Genomic DNA, 17,165 nt, shown 5'->3' with positions numbered 1-17,165 from the left:
ATAATATAAAGTATAGCGAAAAAGCGAGCTGGAGGATAGCGATGGGGAGATTGATCGGTTATATCGTAGCGTATATCGTTATGGTTTTTGTAAATGTTTTAGCTGAGTGGCTTCCTTTGAATGGACAGACGACAGGGGAGATATCGCGAAAAGTAAATGTGGTATTTACACCGGCAGGGTATGTATTTTCGATTTGGGGTGTTATTTATACGTTGTTAGCCATTTGGATTTTGCGACAAATTCCTTCTTCACGGCGTCATCTATCCATTTACCGTCGAGCATTCGTTCCGTTTGTCATTAGTTGTATGTTCAATGCGTTATGGATTGTTGTATGGCATTATGAATATTTTGTTTTATCTGTTGTTGTTATGCTTGCTCTCCCTCTAGAAATGTTGATCTATCAAGGCTTTTCGGCCTCTCAGGGGTGTCCAAAAAATATTTTTCGACAAAATCCCTTACATCCTTTTTCAGTTTTGTGGATATCTTACAGACCTAGGATGCGCTTCGCGGCCACGGCTGGTTATATTTTCCTGCCGCGGAGGGGAAGCATATTCGATGCACCCTTTGGATCTCCGCGTCGCTGATGAGGACGAACCCTCCCATGTCTCCGGGCGTCTTCGCGCCAACATTCCCTCGTTCGGTCTCGTCATCAGGCGGAGGCCGGCCAAGCTCCTTTAGGGACTCAAGGTCGAATGGATGAAATCACGCCAGCTTCTCCGGTGTCATCTCGTTGTCCAACGATTCTTCCGTTCGCAGGGGGGAGGCCTTAGGCCGCCCGTTGCACCTGGGACAAGACGTCCTGTTTCATTCGCTCCGCGTCAAACGCTTGTTTCTTCGTACAAATCGCAAACAGCACATTCAACAGCTTCCGGCACAAGGCGACGATGGACTGCTTTCCGGTCAGCGGATTGACGGATCGGGTCGTATAATACTCATGCAGCTCGCGAAACGCCTCGTTATGCCGAATCAGCGGAATCATCGCCCGAAACAGCACCGAGCGCAACCGTTTCCGTCCCCGTTTGGAGATGTGCTTTTGCCCTTTGCGCTGGCCGGAGGAGTTCTCCTTGAGCGTCAGGCCCGCCAACTTCACCAATTGGCGCGGGTCCCGATAATGGGCGAAGCTGCCGATCTCCGCCAGCAGATCGATGATCGTGGCGTCTCCCAACCCGTCGACCGTTTTCAACCATTGGTACTCCATCGTCGTTTGAACCAATGCCTTCAACTCGGCGTCCAGTGCAGCGATCTCCGCCTCCAATTGGCGGTATCGGCGGACGAGCGCGGCGATCTCAAACCGGGCCATCGCTGTCCCTTCCGTCACCCCAATCGAGTCCTTCGCGGTGTTGATCAACGCCTGAATTTTGGCCTTCTGCGGGCATTTCATCCCTTCGCTTTGCCGGTACACCTCAAGAAGCTCCTCCACCGTCCGGCCGGCCATATCAGCCGGAAGCGGCGTCCACTCCAACACCGAAAGCGCCGTTTTCCCCAAGTCACGAAACACGGTCCAAAACTCTGGAAAATACCGATCCGTCCAGCGGACGATCGCGTTTTTCACCGCCGTCTGTTCCTTGCGGAGCTTCTCTTTGAGCGTGCTCCCCACGCGCAAATCGGCTTCAATCTCGTGCAGCAGCCGGGGAACGAGGAATCGTCCGTCTTTTGCCAGTCTGGCAATGACCAGGGCGTCTTTGGCGTCGTGTTTCGTCGGCAGGTTGTCATCAAGTTCTTTCGACCGGCACACATGCGCCGGGTTGACCATGACCAACGGGATCCCGTGCTCCTCGAGGAAGTAGGCCAGGTTCAACCAGTAGTGCCCGGTCGGCTCCACGGCGACGATCACCTCTGACTTCCCGAACGCTTGCATCGCCTCCTGAATCGCTTTATACAGCTGTTGAAACCCCTCTTTCGACTGGAAGATCGGGAACGATTTGCGAAGCACGCGCCCCCGGTCATCCACGAAGCAGGCGTAGTGGGTTCGTTTCGCGATATCAATACCCACGACAAGCGTTTGTTCGGTTACTTGATCAATTTTATAGTTTTGTGTACAATTCATCTGAAGTCCTCCTTGGTATGGTGAGTGATGTGGTTGACACCCCTGCATCATACCAAGAGGGCTTTTTTTGATCAAGTCCCCGGAAAAGCTCCTAACGGGAATGCTCCATTCTAAGATTCTTCTTCGTTGTTTTTCGACACAAACCTCCCGAGTCCCTGTCTCGGAGTGTACTTTTTCACTGAAATTATCCGGAAAATTCGGTTATATCGTTTCCAATTTACCTCCTCTTCCGGTCAAAAAAGTGCCAATGCAAACGGTACTCGCAAATCTCTTTCGTCCAGTTATACAATACCTCCGTATGTTTAGGATCAATAGAAAAACGAAGAGTAAAAATGTTATTTTGAAAAGAGACAAGCCCCTTGGATGTTTCACTCCATTTTGTCATTGGCATATCTGCAATGAGTTCACTGACTTTTTTCTCATCATATTCCCATAAGGATTTTGTACGCTTGTCAGAAAAATCAAGGCGCTTCCGATACTCCTTTTCCGTCAAATAACGATGGAAAAACAACGCAACCTGTTGTGGTGTAATTGGCTGATGCCATGCACTTGGCCCGCGCTCTAACATTGCCTTCAAAACAACCATTTTATAGCTTTTACTCATTTTCGTCCACTCTACCTCGGTAAGCCACGGCTCATGCTTTAGAAACACTTCTTCCTCCAATTCGGACAACTCCCCCGCCCAATATAAAAAGCCGACATAAGATCCGAACTCTTGTTTGTACTCCGCTGCTTCACTTCGGCCTTGGAGATGCAGTTCCAAATACGTCGGCCGTCTGCCAAGCTCCTGTTTCAGCTCCCGATAATCAGCAAGCAACCGTTCTTTACGCGGTTGGCGTTTTTTCTGCATCTCTTCGAGAAGATGGATGGCTTGAACATCGAGATGCAGTTCGCACGTTTCCGGAACCGTTGGCATAACAGGTTCCCGTGCCTTTTTCTTCGTTTCGCCCCTCTGTGTATCAAACAGGCGCAGTTTGACATCCGCATTCCGGTAGTTTCCGATTAAATCAATAATCACGCAATAATCCTTGCCTTTGTACAGCCGCAGCCCGCGCCCGACTTGCTGGGTGAAGACGGTCAGCGATTCCGTCGGACGCACGAACAAAAGTGTATCGACAGAAGGAATATCGACCCCTTCATTGAACAAGTCGACGGTGAAAATGGCGTCCAGTTCACGGCGTTCCAACATGGCAATGGCCTGCTTGCGCGAAATGGCCGTCTGCTTCGAATGAAGGCTGATCGTCCGGCAGCCATGGCGTTGGAAATATTCGGACAGAAAATCGGCTTGCCGAATCGATGAACAAAAGACAAGCGTTCTCGTTTTCTTGTATCGCTTCCACGCTCGCAAAATCTTCTCCGCCGTCTCCTCGCGAAGCTGCACTTGAAGCAATTCTTCCTCATCATAGCGATTGCCAAGCCACTTGATTTGCGAATAGTCTGTGTCGTCGTAGACCCCGTAATAATGGAAGGGAGCCAACCAACCGCGCTGCACCGCTTCGATAAAATCGATGCGATACGCGACATTTCCGTCGCAAAGGGCGTATACGTCTTTGTTGTCGCTCCGATCTGGAGTAGCCGTGATGCCCAGCAGAAATTTCGGCTGAAAATAACAAAGGACGCGTTCGTACGAGCGGGCTGCCGCATGGTGGAACTCGTCGACAATGATCAAGTCAAATGCGTCGGGACGAAACGAATGCAAATGTTTTTTCATGCTCAGCGTAAAGATCGAGGCAAACACCATGTCGGCATTTCCTTCTTTTTGATTGCCATCGTACAGTCCTGCTGTTCGATCAGGAATCACGCGTTCAAACGACTGCTTCGCCTGGCGAAGAATTTCTTCGCGATGGGCGATAAACAGCACCCGCGAAAAACGGCGGGCAAAAAAAGCGGCCAAGTATGTTTTTCCCAGCCCGGTCGCCATGACAACCATCGCTTTGTCGTACCCTTCTTCATAGGCAGCTTCCAACCGCTCCAACGCCTCAACTTGGGCAAAGCGCGGCTGGATCGTTCCATATGGCGCCGCCGTTTCATGGACAACATCAACCTTGTCCGCCGTCTCTCCCTCTTGCTTCTTCTCCGTTTCCGTCGGAAGCATCAACTCGATTTCTTCATTCTCCGCCCATATGCGGGCTAAATTGGGGTGCCGCTGATGATAGTCTTGATGCTGCTTTTCATAGTCAGCGGCCGTTTCGGCATTGACCGGCACGGTTTCCGGAGCGTAAAACAGCTTTAAAAACTGCTCCATTGCTTCGGCAAATACATCCTCATCAACGCTCTTATCCAGCCCAAGGTTCCATTCGACACCGTCAGTGAGCGCCGAACGGGACAAGTTGGAAGAACCGACAATGAAGTAGCCGCCTTCTGCATCTTCAAATAGGTACGCTTTCGGATGAAAGGAAATTCCCTCACTCCGATACAAGCGGACCTCGATGTCCGGGTGGATGGATATGAGCTCGCGCAACGCCTCTGGCTGAGTGACAAACAAGTAATCACCAACGCAAATTTTGATATCCGCCCCCCGCTCTGCAGCTGCCCGCAAACTGTCCTTCAATAAGCGAACCCCGGACTTCATGGCAAACGATGTCAGTATGTATATCGTCGACGAGCGGCTCATCTGTTCCTGCAACTTGTCGAGAAGACGTCTGGAAATCAACTCCACCTTACTCATCGTGAACCTCGATCAAAAAAATTTTGTCTCGAAAACCACCGCGCTTCTCTGCCTTTTTGGCGCGGATTTGTTCCACTTGCTCGATCGAAGCGCCATGGCATTCAGCCAAAGCATGGATAATTTCCAACACGTCTGCGAGCTCTTCAAGAGCCGCCTCATCCGTTTCCGCTTGGACGTATTCCTCAAGCTCCTCAAACGCTTTTTTCTGCAGTTCTTTCCTATACTCTTCATCGTCAAGTATGCGGGTTGTAAACGTTTTTCCCGCTTGTTCAATAATGGTTGGAATGCGGTCGCGAACGAGTTTGTTGTACATCGGCATGTCCATTCCTCCATTTACAAAACTATACTACCATTTTACAAAATTTCGCCTTTTTTTCATAGGAAAGAACACACAGAAGACCGCCGTTTCTAAGGCCTATTGCCTGTTGCAAAATGAAAACACCAAAAATTTCACATACTCCCCCCTCTTTCATCCCATACTAAGAAAAATCGACATAATTCGCGCTTGGGGGCTATGATGGAACACTCGATCCTTTGGCTGCTTGCTGCGGTGGGCATCGGTTTGCTGGGGCTCAGCTTCCGCTTTCTTTCACCAAGGGAAGTATGGCTTTCGTTTTTGCTCAATGCATATGCGGCGAGTTTTTTCGGTTCGATCGTGGCGGGGGCCGGGCTGCTGGAGTATCCGGTCCGTTTTTTTTGCTTCTTATATAAATAACAGCGTCATTTTTGAATATCTTCTCTATCCGGTTGTCAGTGTGTACGTCTATGCCACCTCGCGCCGAGCGCGCTGGCCGGGTGTGGCGGCGCAATGCGCGGGGTATGCGGCGGTGCTGACGGCCCTTGAGGTTGTCTTTGAACGGCATACGGATTTGATCGAATATCATGGTTGGAAGTGGGAATACTCACTCGTTACAATGTTTCTGTTGACGTTGGCCGTTCGGTTGCTCGCAGGGCGAATGCTGAGACGAAATGAGTGAGCCAGCATGTCTATTTTTGCCCGTTTGGCGCTATACATATAGTATCATGTCCAAAAGGAGGCAAACGGGATGGTGCTGTTTGACATCAAACACCGCCTGTATTATGAAGCCATCAATTCCGCGCGTCCAAAAATGGCGCCGATCCGCCAAGACCGGGCGTGGGGGTATGTATGGAAGAACGTAAATGGTGAGCGGGTGAAGTTTTGGATCGATTTCCGGCGCGGGCGGTACATGTATTTTGAGTACGGGCGCAAGTGGTACCGGGTCGCGTACTTGCAAGCAAACGGAAAAAAGTCAGGCGATGATGTGTTGGATGGCGCGATGATCGATTTGACGGTGGACGGGCACCGGCTGCTGTTCATGAAAGGGCGCGTTGGCCGCGAGACGGCGCAAGTGGTCTAAAGCAGGTGCGCCTCTTGGCAGGCGTTGGAGGGTCTTTTTCGCGCTTACGCTGAAACGGCGGGCGGCAAGGGATCATTTTCCCTTGCCGCCTTCTTTTTACGCCCACCACATCTCGGGCAGTTCTTCTTTGAACAGCACCTTTTTCAAAAGCGCGACGGCTTTGGACAGCCCTTCATCGATCGAAGCGAGCATGTCTTCATGTTCGATCGACAGCACGTAGTCGTAGCCGACGGCGCGCAGGGCGCTGACGATGTCGCGCCACATTTTTTCGCTTTGTCCGTAGCCAACGGTGCGGAACACCCACGAGCGGTCGAGGATTTGGCTGTAATGTTTCGTATCGAGCACGCCGTTTTTGCGGATGTTCGCTTCGTCTAGGTACGTGTCTTTCGCATGGACATGGAAAATCGCTTTTTCGCGGCCGAGCAGTTTGATCGCCTCAACCGGGTCGATGCCTTGCCAAAGCAGGTGGCTCGGGTCGAAGTTGGCGCCGATCGCGTCGCCGACATGTTCGCGCAGTTTGAGGAGCGTTTCCGGGTTGTAGACGACAAAGCCCGGATGCATTTCAAAGGCGATTTGCGTGATGCCGTGCTCCTTGGCGAACGCGGCTTCTTCGCGCCAGTACGGAATGACGACTTCTTCCCATTGCCATTTTAAAATTTCCAAGTAATCCGGCGGCCAGGAGCATGTGACCCAGTTCGGGTATTTGGCGCCGGGATGGTCGCCCGGGCAGCCGGAGAAGGCGTTGATGACCGGGACTTCGAGCTGCTCGGCGAGCCTGACCGTTTTCCGCCACGTGTCATGTGACTGTTTCGCGAACGTTTTGTCCGGATGAAGCGGGTTGCCATGGCAGCTTAACGCGCTGATGACGAGGCCGCGGTCGGCGACAGCTTTTTTCAGCGCTTTGATGTTTTCCGGCTGATCCAACAGCGCGTCGGGATCGCAATGGGCGCTGCCCGGGTAATTGCCGGTGCCAAGCTCAACGGCTTCGATACCCATGGCGGCGACTTTGTCCAGCATCTCCTCAAACGGCAGCTGTTGATACAAGACGGTGAATACGCCTACTTTCATTTTGTCATTCTCCCCCTTTTGACGGCGCGCAACGGCCGGACGGCCGCCGCGCCGCGCTGTTGTTGCTTCTCGTCGGATGAGCGGATCGAACGAACTCCCACGCTTATTCCGCCACCCGCACCCATTGTTTCGTGCGATGGCTTTCCAAAATGGCGTCGACGATCCTCATCGTATGGTGGCCGTCGGCGATCGTCGCAAACGGCAGTTCCCCGAGCGCCTCGCCGCGTTGTTTCCGGATGATGGCGCCATAAAAATCACGGAACAAATTTTTCAGCCCGTCCGGCCAGCCTTCTTCATGGCCGCCCGGGTAATGGGCGTAAGCGGCGGCTTGCGGCGACAAAAGCGCCGGGTCGCGGACGATTTCTTCGTTCGGGCCGCTGCGGCGCCCGACCCAGAGGCGGTTCGGGTGCTCTTGGTCCCAAGCGAGCGTCATCTCATCGGCGGCGATTTCAAAATAGAGTCGGTTTTTCCGGCCGGCGCTCACTTGCGAAATCGTAAACGCCCCGTGGGTGCCGTCATCAAAATGGACGAGCACGCTGCCGCCGTCTTCCGTGTCAATCTGGACGGGCTCGGCGTCTTGAGCATGCCCGGATGCAAACGTGCTCCCTTCCTGCTTCGGCTTGTAGCGGACCGGATGGACAGTGCGCAAGTCGGCGAACACTTCGACGATTTTCTTGCCGAGCACGTATTGCACCGTGTCGCACCAGTGTGAGCCGATGTCGGCGATGGCGCGCGACGGGCCGTTTTGCGCCGGGTCGAGCCGCCAGTTGTAGTCCGTGTCATACAAGAGCCAGTCTTGCACATAGCCGCCGTACACGAAATGAACGCGCTTCGCCTCACGGGCGAGCCGCTCTTTCGCCTCGACAACGAGCGGGTAGTGGCGGTAGTTGAAGCAGACCGCGCTCAGGCTTTCGCTTTGTGCAGCGAGCCGCTTTAATTCCGCCGACTGTTCGCTGTCCATGGCGAGCGGCTTCTCCGACAACAAATGTTTCCCTGCCTCGAGCGCGGCCTTGTTGATCGGGAAATGGAGGACGTTGCGCGTGCAGTTGTGCACGGCTTCGACGTCCGGGTCGTCAATTAAAGCGCGGTAGTCACCGTACGCTTTCGGAATCCCGAATCGGCGCGCGGCTTCCTCCGCTTTTTCTTGGCTGCTTGAGGCAATGGCGACGATGTTCACAAACGGCAGGCGGCGGAGCGCCTCAATATGGGAAGAAGCGGAAAAGCCGGTGCCGATAATACCGACGTTGATCCGGTTCATGGCGTCACCCCTCCTTGTTTCGCTTTGATCGGCTCAAGCGGCTTGACGTTGCCGAAAACGATTTCCCCGCGGTTGACTGGCGCGGCCCAGCGGACGGCGTTGGCGATCACTTTCAGCACATCCGGGTGATGGTACGTCGGATACGTTTCATGGCCGGGGCGGAAGTAGAAAATTTTCCCTTTCCCGCGCGTGAACGTGCAGCCGCTGCGGAACACTTCTCCACCTTCAAACCAGCTGATGAAAATCGTTTCGTCCGGCTCTGGGATGTCGAAAAACTCGCCGTACATTTCTTCCTGCTCAAGCTCGATGTACGATCCGATTCCTTCGACGATCGGATGGCCCGGGGCAACGACCCAGAGACGCTCTTTTTCATCCGCCTCGCGCCATTTCAAATTGCATGTCGTCCCCATCAGCGTTTTGAAAATTTTCGAGAAATGGCCGGAATGAAGGACAATGAGCCCCATTCCTTCCAGCACGCGGCGGTGGACGCGTTCGACAACCTCATCTTTCACTTCGTCATGGGCGATATGCCCCCACCAGACGAGGACGTCGCACCGGTCGAGCACCTCGTCGGTCAAGCCGTGCTCCGGTTCATCCAAGACAGCGGTCGCGGCGTCAAATCCCGCTTCAGCCAGGTAGCTCGCGATGACAGTATGCATTCCTTCCGGATAAATCGCTCTTACCTGTTCATCTTTCTTTTCATGGCGAAATTCGTTCCAGACGACAACGCGGATGGGTGTGGTCATTCATTGATCCCCCTTGGTTCTTTCGGCCTGCCTGTATGCGGCTAGGCCGAGTGTTTTTTGGAATGTTTCCCCATGTTCGCGACTCGTTGGGACGCCAGTGCGATTCATGGAGCGTTTCTCACCATTCGATGCGAACTTGCCGCCCTTTTTCGGACGATTCGTAAATCGCTTCTAACACTTTGGCGATCGTAAGCCCTTGTTCAGCGGTGCAAAGCGGCGGCGTGTTCTCGGCGATGCTCGTCAAGAAATGGTCAAGGAGCGCCACCCGTTCGCTTTGATCATCAAAATGGAGCGTGACATCGGCCGGAACGCCGTGTTCGTTGCGGAACCATTTCACTTCTTGGCGGTTGCCGGCGATGTTCCACTCCCAGCGCACGCCGCCTTCCGTGCCAAGAAATTCGACATATGCCCGCTCTTCTTCAATGTGCGACGCCCAGCTCGTCTCCAGCAGCACCGTCGCGTCGTTTTCGAGCTGGATGAACGCCGCGGCGAAATCTTCGACCGTATAGGCGGCATCAGGCGAAAACGTCGTTCCCGGCCATGCCCCTTGGCGGCGCGGGCCGAACTTCGCGTACGTTTTCCCCGTCACGGCGACCGGGTTCGGATTGCCGAGCAGCCAAAGCGTCACATCGAGCATATGGACGCCCAAATCGATGAGCGGACCGCCGCCGGAGCGCTCGCGGTCAAAAAACCATGCCCCCCATGCGGGAATGCCGCGGCGGCGCACCCAGCCCGTTTTCGCGTAATAAATCTCGCCGAACGCACCGGATTGGATTCGCTCATGCAGCCATTGCGCCGCTTGGCGGAAGCGGTTGTTCAACGACACCATAAACTGTTTTCCCGACTCATCACGGGCGCGGATGATGGCGTCGGCTTCTTCCGCTTTCGTCACCATCGGCTTTTCGCAAAGAACGTGTTTTCCGGCCCGCAAGCTGTCGACCGCCACTTGGGCGTGCAAAAAATTCGGCACGGTAATGATGACGGCATCGACATCTGGTGAGGCGAGCAGTTCCTTGTAGTCGCGGTACACGTTGCGGATGCCGTACGTTTTCGCTTTTTCCGCGGCCGCTTGTTCATTGACGTCGCAAATCGCCTGCAAGACGGCGCGCTCGGGCAGGGCGAGCGCCGCCTTGATGTGTTCATTGGAAATCCCTCCGGCTCCGATCAAGCCGAGGCGGATTGGAAGTGTGTTTCCCATGTCCTTTTCCCCCTTGCGCTCATTTGTTTTCTCTGTCCCATATGCTCCACCGATTCGCCGTCCGTTTTCTAAGTGATGTAATCGATTACATCACCGTGCAAAAAAATCCGCCCGTTCCCCCGCACCGGACAGAGAGCGCTGTCAGCCCCTTTGCCCAGAGCGCTCTCCTCCACACGAATCGCGAATGACGAGCCGATCGGGAAGAACAAGCTGACGCCGCCGCGCGCTCGTTCCTTCAATGAGCGCAAGCAGCAATTCCATCGCTTTTTGCCCGATCTCAAACATCGGCTGGGCGATCGTTGTGAGGCTCGGTTCAAAAATCGAGGCCATGTGAATGTCGTCAAATCCGACAACGGCCACATCGTCGGGAACGCGTCCGCCTCGATGGCGAACCGCTTTGATCGCCCCAATCGCCATCTCATCGTTGGCGGCGAAAATCGCGGTCGGCGGCTTCTCAAGAGCGAGCAGCTTCAGCGTTAAATTATATCCGGACTCATAGGTAAAATCGCCTTCCTGCACGAGCGCGGCGTCCGCCTCAAGCTCATGCTGGGCCAGCGCCTGTTGGTAGCCGCGCAGCCGGTCGCGGCTTAAAATGACGTCCATCGGCCCGGATAAGTGGGCGATGCGGCGATGGCCGAGGCGGATCAAGTGTTCTGTCGCTTTGCGGGCGCTGCTGATGTTGTCGATCGAAACGGTCGGGATGTCCGCCCCTTCCAAATACTCGCACGCCAAGACGATCGGAAACTGCCGCGCCATCTCTTCCACCAGCTCTTTGCGGATGCGGGCGGTCAAAAAAATCATCCCGTCGACTTGCCGCTGCGGCAGCAAATTCAAATACTGCTCCTCAAGCCGGACATCGTTTTGCGTATCGCCAAGCAGCACCTGATAGCCGTGCTTGAGGGCGACCGCTTCAATGCCGCGCAGCACCTTCGAGAAAAACGGATTCGTAATATCGGGCACGACGACGAGCACCGTCTCGGTCTCCATCCGCCGCAAATACCGGCCGAGCACGTTCGGCTGGTAGTTCAGCGCTTCAATGGCTTCAAGCACGCGCTGCCTTGTCTCCTCGGTGACGTTGCCCGTATTGCGCAACACGCGCGACACGGTCGCCGTCGATACGTTCGCCCGTTTCGCCACGTCTTTTATGCTTGCCATTCGTTATAGTCCTCTCAGTTATGTAATCGATTACATCTTCATCGTATATGAAAGACAGGGCGGTTGTCAAGCGTTGTTTTTTCGATCCGTCTTAGACATGGTTTGTCCCTTTCTCATATAAAGAAATGGATTTTTATCATCCCGCACCGGGAAGACCTCCACTTCCACGCATAAGCGTAAGTATGGGATGAATCGATGCCCCCACCTTCAAGCGCAAGCGCAGGTGGGACAGCGTTCAACACTTCGTCTCTATAAAAGACGTATCACATGATGAATCCAAGCATTGTCCAAGACTAGCGCACCCCCGCTCTTTCGACAAGAACCAAAAGTTCAGGAACATTTGTGGTGCTGGCAGGTCGGTGCTTGGATGACGGGAAGCCAATACAAAACAGAATCTTGGCAAAATGGGGTATACTGAAAGTGAGAAAGTCGAGTTGAAAAAAGAGTTTTTGCGCATGTTGGTGCGATTGGAGCTGGATAAAGCGAGGCAGCGGCTCTTGTTGGGCTTTTTTGAAACGTATGTGAAGCTGTCGGAGGAGGAAGAGCAACAACTGCAAAGAGAGGTGAAGGCGATGGAAACGAAAGAAAGAGAAAAAGTGTTGGAGCTGATCATTTCCTATGAGCAAAAGGGAAGGAAAGAGGGATTGGAAGAAGGAATAAAACGCGGGATTCAACAAGGAATCCAGCAAGGAATGAAACAAGGAATGAAGCAACTGATCCGCAACATGGCGCGCAAAGGAATGACGGAGAAAGACATTGCTCAGTTGGTGGATCTTCCAGTGGAAGATGTTCGGGCATTGCTTGAAGAATAGGAAAATAAATAGTGATGTGAGGAGAACTCCATGGAAATTAGAAAACCAAACGATTTGGAATACAAAACGATTTTATCACTCACACCACAAGCATTATTCGAAGGCACATTAGGCGAAGCAAAACCGTCAGAGGAAAAAGTCAAACAACTGATTGAGCCATTATTGCAGAAAGGGAGCTATTATTTGATCGCAACGGAAGGCAATCATCTCATGGGTTGGATTTTAATCGGAGCAAGCCAAGACCCGCTCACTGAGAAAATATATGGATTTATCTACGAATTGTTTGTGTTAGAAGAATTTAGGGGAAAGGGAATTGCAAGGAAATTAATAGAAGCTGGCATCGAACATCTTAAACAGGATGGATATTCAGAGATTCGTTTACGTGTATATGCAGGAAATCAAGCGATGAAACTGTATGAAACATTCGGATTCAAGCAGAAAACCATTATCATGAGCGTCAACTACCCACCACTTAAAGCCTAACGGCTTTTGAAGTGGGGGCTTGGCAAGCCCTAGTTGACTACCCTCAGCCATTCAATGGCTACGTTGGAAGGGTCATGACACTTACGGATGCTCCTCCAGTCCGTAACCCTGTCGCAGATGGTTAAAAGCTCTGATGGGTAGGAGCGTTGCTGTCTGCCGAACAAGCCCTTCCAACATTGGGGAGGAGGAACTCACTCCTGAAAGGAGGTACACGTCTTGTTCGTGTACATTATCAATAAGCATGGAAAACCACTCATGCCATGCTCACCAAGGAAAGCAAGACTTTTGCTAAAACAGAAGAAAGCAAAAGTAGTAAGAAGGACACCTTTTACCATCCAGCTTTTATATGGTAGCAGTGGTTACAAACAACCCGTGTCATTGGGTGTTGACATGGGGACACGACATGTAGGAATTTCTGCAACAACAAAGAAAGATGTGCTGTTTGAAGCGGAAGCGCAACTTCGAACAGATATTGTGGAATTACTTGCTATACGGAGACAGTTCCGTAGAAGTCGAAGAAACAGAAAGACTCGCTACCGAGAAGCCAGATTTCTTAACAGAAGAAAACCAGAGGGATGGTTACCACCATCTATTCAACACAAAATCAACTCGCATATAAAGTTGATTGACTTAGTTCACAATATTCTCCCTGTCACATCTGTCACTATTGAGGTAGCAGCATTCGATACACAGAAATTAAAAAACCTAAATATCCGAGGGGTGGAATATCAACAAGGAGAACAAATGGGGTTTTGGAATGTTAGAGAGTATGTTCTATACAGAGACAATCATACTTGTCAATATTGCAAAGGAAAAAAGAAAGACCCTGTTCTCCAAGTGCATCATATTGAAAGTCGAAAGACAGGAGGTGATTCACCAGATAATCTGATCACTCTATGCAAAACATGCCACCATGAAATTCACGAAAAAGGGCTTGAGCATATATTTCAACGCAAACGACCGCCTATGAGGGATGCTAGTCAGATGACCGCCATGCGATGGGCAATGTTTAGTAGGATAAGAGAAAAATACTCGCATGCAAATATCACATACGGGTATATCACCAAATGTATTCGCATTGCTAATGGACTGTCTAAATCTCATATGGTGGATGCTCGTTGTATTAGTGGAAATCCACTAGCCAAGCCAAGTGGCACGGTTTATCTTCTAAAATTCGTTCGAAAAAACAACCGTCAATTGCATAAAGCAACCATCTTAAAAGGCGGAAAACGAAAATCAAACAAAGCTCCACGATTTGTCAAAGGGTTTCAACTGTTTGACAAGGTGGTATACGAAAGGAAAGAATGTTTTATATTTGGCAGAAGAAGCAGTGGTTATTTTGACCTTCGGCTGTTAGATGGCACAAAAGTGCATGCTTCAGCAAGCTGGAAAAAGTTAAAAAGAGTTGAGCATGCTAGTACATTGTTAATTGAAAGGAGGAAGGGCGATTCCTCCCCGACTTTCGCTCTCGCTTAGAAGTCGGGGTCTCCTCGCCAAAGAAGATGAACGTTTAAAGAGGCGCCTTTGCCCGAACGCAAAGGCGCCCATAATGGAGTTCAGTCCGATTCATCTAATCAATCGCCTGGCGCGCACGGTCTTGCAGCATTTTCACCCCGGCCAGCGAGATCAAGCCCATGACGACGATATAGAAGGAGATGGCCGTGGCACTGCCGTATTTGTGCAACAGCCACGTGCTCACGAGCGGCGCTGGGCCGCCGGCGATGATCGATGCCAACTGGTAACCGAGCGAAGCGCCGCTGTAGCGCAAGCGCGTCGGGAAGTTTTCCGCGATCATGGCCGCCTGCGGGCCATACAACATGCCGTGGAACACCATGGCGATGATCGTCGCCAACATGATCAGACCTACGCTTTTTGTGTTGACGAGCCAATAGTACGGAAACGCCCAAAGCATAAGCAAAATGACTCCTGTCATGTAGACGCGCCGCCGCCCCCATCGGTCGGATAAATGGCCGGAATACACAATGGCAAGTGCATTGATGATGGCAGCGATAATCGTCGCATTGACGAAAATGCTTTTTTCCATGTTCAAAAAGGTCGTGCCATAGCTGACGATAAACGTAACAAAAATATAAAACGATCCGTTTTCAATCACCCGCGCAAGCGCCGACCAAAGAATTTCGCGTGGATGCTTGACCAGCACTTCGCCGACCGGCATCTTGCTCGTCTCTTGTTTTTTCATCGCTTCTTGGAACAGCGGCGATTCGAGTACTTTCAGCCGGATATACAACCCGACGGCGATGAGAAGGAAGCTGACGAGAAACGGAACGCGCCATCCCCACGCATAAAAGCTGTCGCCGCCCGCCGCAAGCATCAGCGTCGTCACAAGGGAAGAGGACAACAGTCCGAACGGCACACCCATTTGCGGCAGCGAAGCCATCAGCCCGCGCCGTTTGCCTTCTTCCCACTCCATCGCAATCAAAATAGCGCCGCCCCATTCCCCGCCGACCCCGATGCCTTGAATAAGACGGAGTATAGTTACCAAGACTGCAGCCCATAAGCCGATTTGTTCGTACGTTGGCATCAAGCCGATCAATGCTGTCGCCAGCCCCATCAACAACAAAGTGGCGACCAACGTCGCCTTCCGCCCGATGCGGTCGCCGAAATGGCCGAAAATCGCGGCGCCGACCGGCCGGGCAACAAACCCTAAGGCGAACGTTGTAAACGACTGCATAAGCGCTACGTACGGGTCGCTTTGCGGGAAAAAGAGCTGTGGAAACACAAGCGCGGCCATCGTCCCGTAAAGGAAGAAATCGTACCATTCAATCGTCGTGCCGACTACACTGGAAATCGCCGCCCGCTTTTTTTGGCGTTTCAATTCCGCCGCATCCATCATCGTTACAGCCATTCACAACACCCCTTTCACGCAATCAAAGTGCGCGCATCTCATGGAAACGGAAAAACAAATGGATGATAGCAAAAAAACGAACATAATGTTAACGCTTCCAAAAAACAAACCGTCATGGACTCGTTTCTTTGTCAGACCGTAATGCCGTTCCACAAGCCCGTCATGGAGCTTTCCCTTCCCGCGCAACAAGCACATGCACAACGGCATCGACGACCGTTTCTTCCCGCTGGTTGACGATTCGCTGATGCACCGTGACGAGCCCGGCTTCCTCGCCCCGTTCCGTCAACCGCTTCACTTCCGATTCCACGTAAATCGTATCGCCGATCTTGACGGGACGAACGAAACGGAGTGAATCGATGCCATAAAACGCCAGAACCACTCCCGGTTCCATCATCCACAGCCCTGTCGCCGCCGACAGCGTCAACATCCCATGGGCGATGCGCTCGCCAAATGGCGTCCGCTTGGCGTATTCCTGATCCATGTGCAGCGGGTAAAAATCGCCGGAAACGCCGGCAAACTGCACAATATCAGCTTCGGTGATCGTTCGCCCGCGCGAACGGTGGCGCTCGCCAAGCGCATACTGTTCAAACGGACGGTCAAATCGCACGCCTTCCCCTCCCCTTGATTGGTGCAAAAAAGAGTAAAAACAAATTCCACCCCCTTTCACGGCTGCCACCGTCAATTTTGTTAATATTCTGAATATTAATCATATCATCTTTGGCCTTTACGCATCCCTCCCCGTTAGCCGTCTGTCATTAACATATGAACGGAGTGGAGCGGATAGAACTGCTCCTCCTCTGTTTCGTGTTTCAAAATGGGCATTACCCCAAAAAACAAAAGGATGCTCGCTTGGCATCCTTTTTCACGTTCGTTCCTTATTCTTTTACCGAGCCGGACGTGAGCCCAGAGACGATGCGGCGCTGGAACAACAGCACCATGATGACGAGCGGGATCGTCACAATCACGGTGGCCGCGGAAATTTCGCCCCACGGGATCGTATACTGGCCTTGGAACATGGCAATGCCGACCGGAACGGTTTTGTATTTTTCCGCCGTATTGATCGTCAAAGCAAGTGAACTACCCCCACTTAATTTTCTAGCGAAAATTTGAAGTGGGGGCTTCCAAAGAAGTTTGACTGCTTCAAGCAATCCTTATTCTTTGAGGCGTGTCCACTTCGCCGCTAGAGCATAAGACACTCAGGTCTACAGCTTTACTTTTCTTTAAGATGTTTAATGCGCCATTGACATCAGCATTAATTAGTTCAGGCATTTCATATTTGTACTGAATCTCAAAGAACCTGGCATGATGCTTAGGAATGATTTCAATCTGCTTAATCTTTTTGTCCAGTAACACAGGCGGAATCGTTATCGTGATAGGCTTGTGAGTCTTTTTAAATAGGCGAGAATACGGTATCGTGAATTTGTTGCCGTCTATACGAATCTGGCCAATGATCAGTGAATGAAAGCCATCTTTTTTAAGATATTT

General features: G+C 52.0%; 16 protein-coding genes and 3 pseudogenes. 7 read left to right on the top strand and 12 right to left on the bottom strand.

The genetic code is table 11. The annotated features are described in order from the left end of the window. Window positions 1–41 precede the first annotated feature (41 nt). Window positions 42–584, top strand: a complete 543-nt coding sequence (locus CD000_RS05085; protein WP_233130400.1) for a TspO/MBR family protein — start codon at window positions 42–44, stop codon at window positions 582–584. A 182-nt stretch (window positions 585–766) separates the two neighbouring features. On the opposite strand, the gene CD000_RS05080 is transcribed toward CD000_RS05085, so the two are convergent. From CD000_RS05080 to CD000_RS05070, 3 genes are all read right to left on the bottom strand, one after another. After that, a complete protein-coding gene (locus CD000_RS05080) occupies window positions 767–2,047 on the bottom strand; it encodes an IS110 family RNA-guided transposase (protein WP_055358439.1) in 1,281 nt (426 codons plus the stop codon). Window positions 2,048–2,264: 217 nt separating this feature from the next. Further along, window positions 2,265–4,715: a DEAD/DEAH box helicase family protein gene (locus CD000_RS05075; RefSeq protein WP_096225029.1), complete on the bottom strand. Its 2,451-nt coding sequence runs from the start codon at window positions 4,713–4,715 to the stop codon at window positions 2,265–2,267. Next, entirely contained in the window at window positions 4,708–5,034 is a 327-nt protein-coding gene (locus CD000_RS05070; RefSeq protein ID WP_011231590.1) for a nucleoside triphosphate pyrophosphohydrolase, read from the bottom strand. Before CD000_RS05070 ends, CD000_RS05075 begins: the two co-directional genes overlap by 8 nt. Window positions 5,035–5,232: 198 nt before the next feature. On the opposite strand from CD000_RS05070, the gene CD000_RS19025 reads away from it, so the two are divergent. From CD000_RS19025 to CD000_RS05060, 3 genes are all read left to right on the top strand, one after another. Beyond that, window positions 5,233–5,430 carry a hypothetical protein gene (locus CD000_RS19025; protein ID WP_233130399.1) on the top strand — a complete coding sequence of 66 codons (198 nt, stop codon included), beginning with the start codon at window positions 5,233–5,235 and terminating at the stop codon, window positions 5,428–5,430. Next, window positions 5,339–5,692, top strand: coding sequence for a CBO0543 family protein (locus tag CD000_RS19465; RefSeq protein WP_369806543.1), 354 nt, complete (start codon window positions 5,339–5,341; stop codon window positions 5,690–5,692). Before CD000_RS19025 ends, CD000_RS19465 begins: the two co-directional genes overlap by 92 nt. A gap of 69 nt (window positions 5,693–5,761) precedes the next feature. Beyond that, a complete protein-coding gene (locus tag CD000_RS05060; protein ID WP_021321796.1) occupies window positions 5,762–6,094 on the top strand; it encodes a hypothetical protein in 333 nt (110 codons plus the stop codon). Window positions 6,095–6,190: 96 nt separating this feature from the next. Here CD000_RS05060 and CD000_RS05055 read toward each other — a convergent pair whose 3' ends face one another. The 5 genes from CD000_RS05055 to CD000_RS05035 all read right to left on the bottom strand — a co-directional run bounded on the left by CD000_RS05055 (window position 6,191) and on the right by CD000_RS05035 (window position 11,519). Continuing rightward, window positions 6,191–7,162 carry a sugar phosphate isomerase/epimerase family protein gene (locus tag CD000_RS05055; RefSeq protein WP_033017215.1) on the bottom strand — a complete coding sequence of 324 codons (972 nt, stop codon included), beginning with the start codon at window positions 7,160–7,162 and terminating at the stop codon, window positions 6,191–6,193. Window positions 7,163–7,265: 103 nt separating this feature from the next. Then, window positions 7,266–8,420 (bottom strand): Gfo/Idh/MocA family protein, encoded by a 1,155-nt coding sequence (locus CD000_RS05050; RefSeq protein ID WP_096225028.1) that lies wholly within the window; start codon window positions 8,418–8,420, stop codon window positions 7,266–7,268. Next, window positions 8,417–9,166, bottom strand: a complete 750-nt coding sequence (locus CD000_RS05045) for a ThuA domain-containing protein (protein ID WP_096225027.1) — start codon at window positions 9,164–9,166, stop codon at window positions 8,417–8,419. The genes CD000_RS05050 and CD000_RS05045 overlap by 4 nt, the downstream gene beginning before the upstream one ends. 118 nt (window positions 9,167–9,284) lie before the next feature. Then, complete coding sequence (locus CD000_RS05040; RefSeq protein ID WP_096225026.1) at window positions 9,285–10,364, bottom strand: Gfo/Idh/MocA family protein; 1,080 nt, start codon at window positions 10,362–10,364, stop codon at window positions 9,285–9,287. Window positions 10,365–10,505: 141 nt separating this feature from the next. Further along, entirely contained in the window at window positions 10,506–11,519 is a 1,014-nt protein-coding gene (locus CD000_RS05035) for a LacI family DNA-binding transcriptional regulator (protein ID WP_096225025.1), read from the bottom strand. Between the two features lie 395 nt (window positions 11,520–11,914). Between CD000_RS05035 and CD000_RS05030 the strand changes: the two are divergent. From CD000_RS05030 to iscB, 3 genes and pseudogenes are all read left to right on the top strand, one after another. Continuing rightward, window positions 11,915–12,331 (top strand): annotated as a pseudogene (locus CD000_RS05030) (RpnC/YadD family protein); the annotation flags it as partial. Between the two features lie 30 nt (window positions 12,332–12,361). Continuing rightward, window positions 12,362–12,814, top strand: coding sequence for a GNAT family N-acetyltransferase (locus CD000_RS05025; protein ID WP_096225023.1), 453 nt, complete (start codon window positions 12,362–12,364; stop codon window positions 12,812–12,814). Between the two features lie 222 nt (window positions 12,815–13,036). Beyond that, the gene (gene iscB / locus CD000_RS05020) at window positions 13,037–14,290 is read left to right on the top strand and encodes an RNA-guided endonuclease IscB (RefSeq protein ID WP_223812651.1); all 1,254 of its coding nucleotides are present in this window, start codon (window positions 13,037–13,039) and stop codon (window positions 14,288–14,290) included. 94 nt (window positions 14,291–14,384) lie between these two features. Here iscB and CD000_RS05015 read toward each other — a convergent pair whose 3' ends face one another. The 4 genes and pseudogenes from CD000_RS05015 to CD000_RS04995 form a co-directional block, all read right to left on the bottom strand. After that, a complete protein-coding gene (locus tag CD000_RS05015; RefSeq protein ID WP_096225022.1) occupies window positions 14,385–15,680 on the bottom strand; it encodes an MFS transporter in 1,296 nt (431 codons plus the stop codon). A 160-nt stretch (window positions 15,681–15,840) separates the two neighbouring features. Continuing rightward, window positions 15,841–16,287 carry a MaoC/PaaZ C-terminal domain-containing protein gene (locus CD000_RS05005; protein ID WP_096225020.1) on the bottom strand — a complete coding sequence of 149 codons (447 nt, stop codon included), beginning with the start codon at window positions 16,285–16,287 and terminating at the stop codon, window positions 15,841–15,843. A 268-nt stretch (window positions 16,288–16,555) separates the two neighbouring features. Continuing rightward, window positions 16,556–16,750, bottom strand: a pseudogene (locus CD000_RS05000) (carbohydrate ABC transporter permease); the annotation flags it as partial. Window positions 16,751–16,871: 121 nt separating this feature from the next. After that, window positions 16,872–17,165 (bottom strand): annotated as a pseudogene (locus CD000_RS04995) (RNA-guided endonuclease TnpB family protein); the annotation flags it as partial.

The sequence above is a fragment of the Geobacillus sp. FJAT-46040 genome (assembly GCF_002335725.1).
In the GTDB taxonomy this organism is placed as follows: domain Bacteria; phylum Bacillota; class Bacilli; order Bacillales; family Anoxybacillaceae; genus Geobacillus; species Geobacillus thermoleovorans.
The sequence above is the reverse complement of the archived record's forward strand: the minus strand, read 5'-3'. Positions and strand labels throughout refer to the sequence as shown.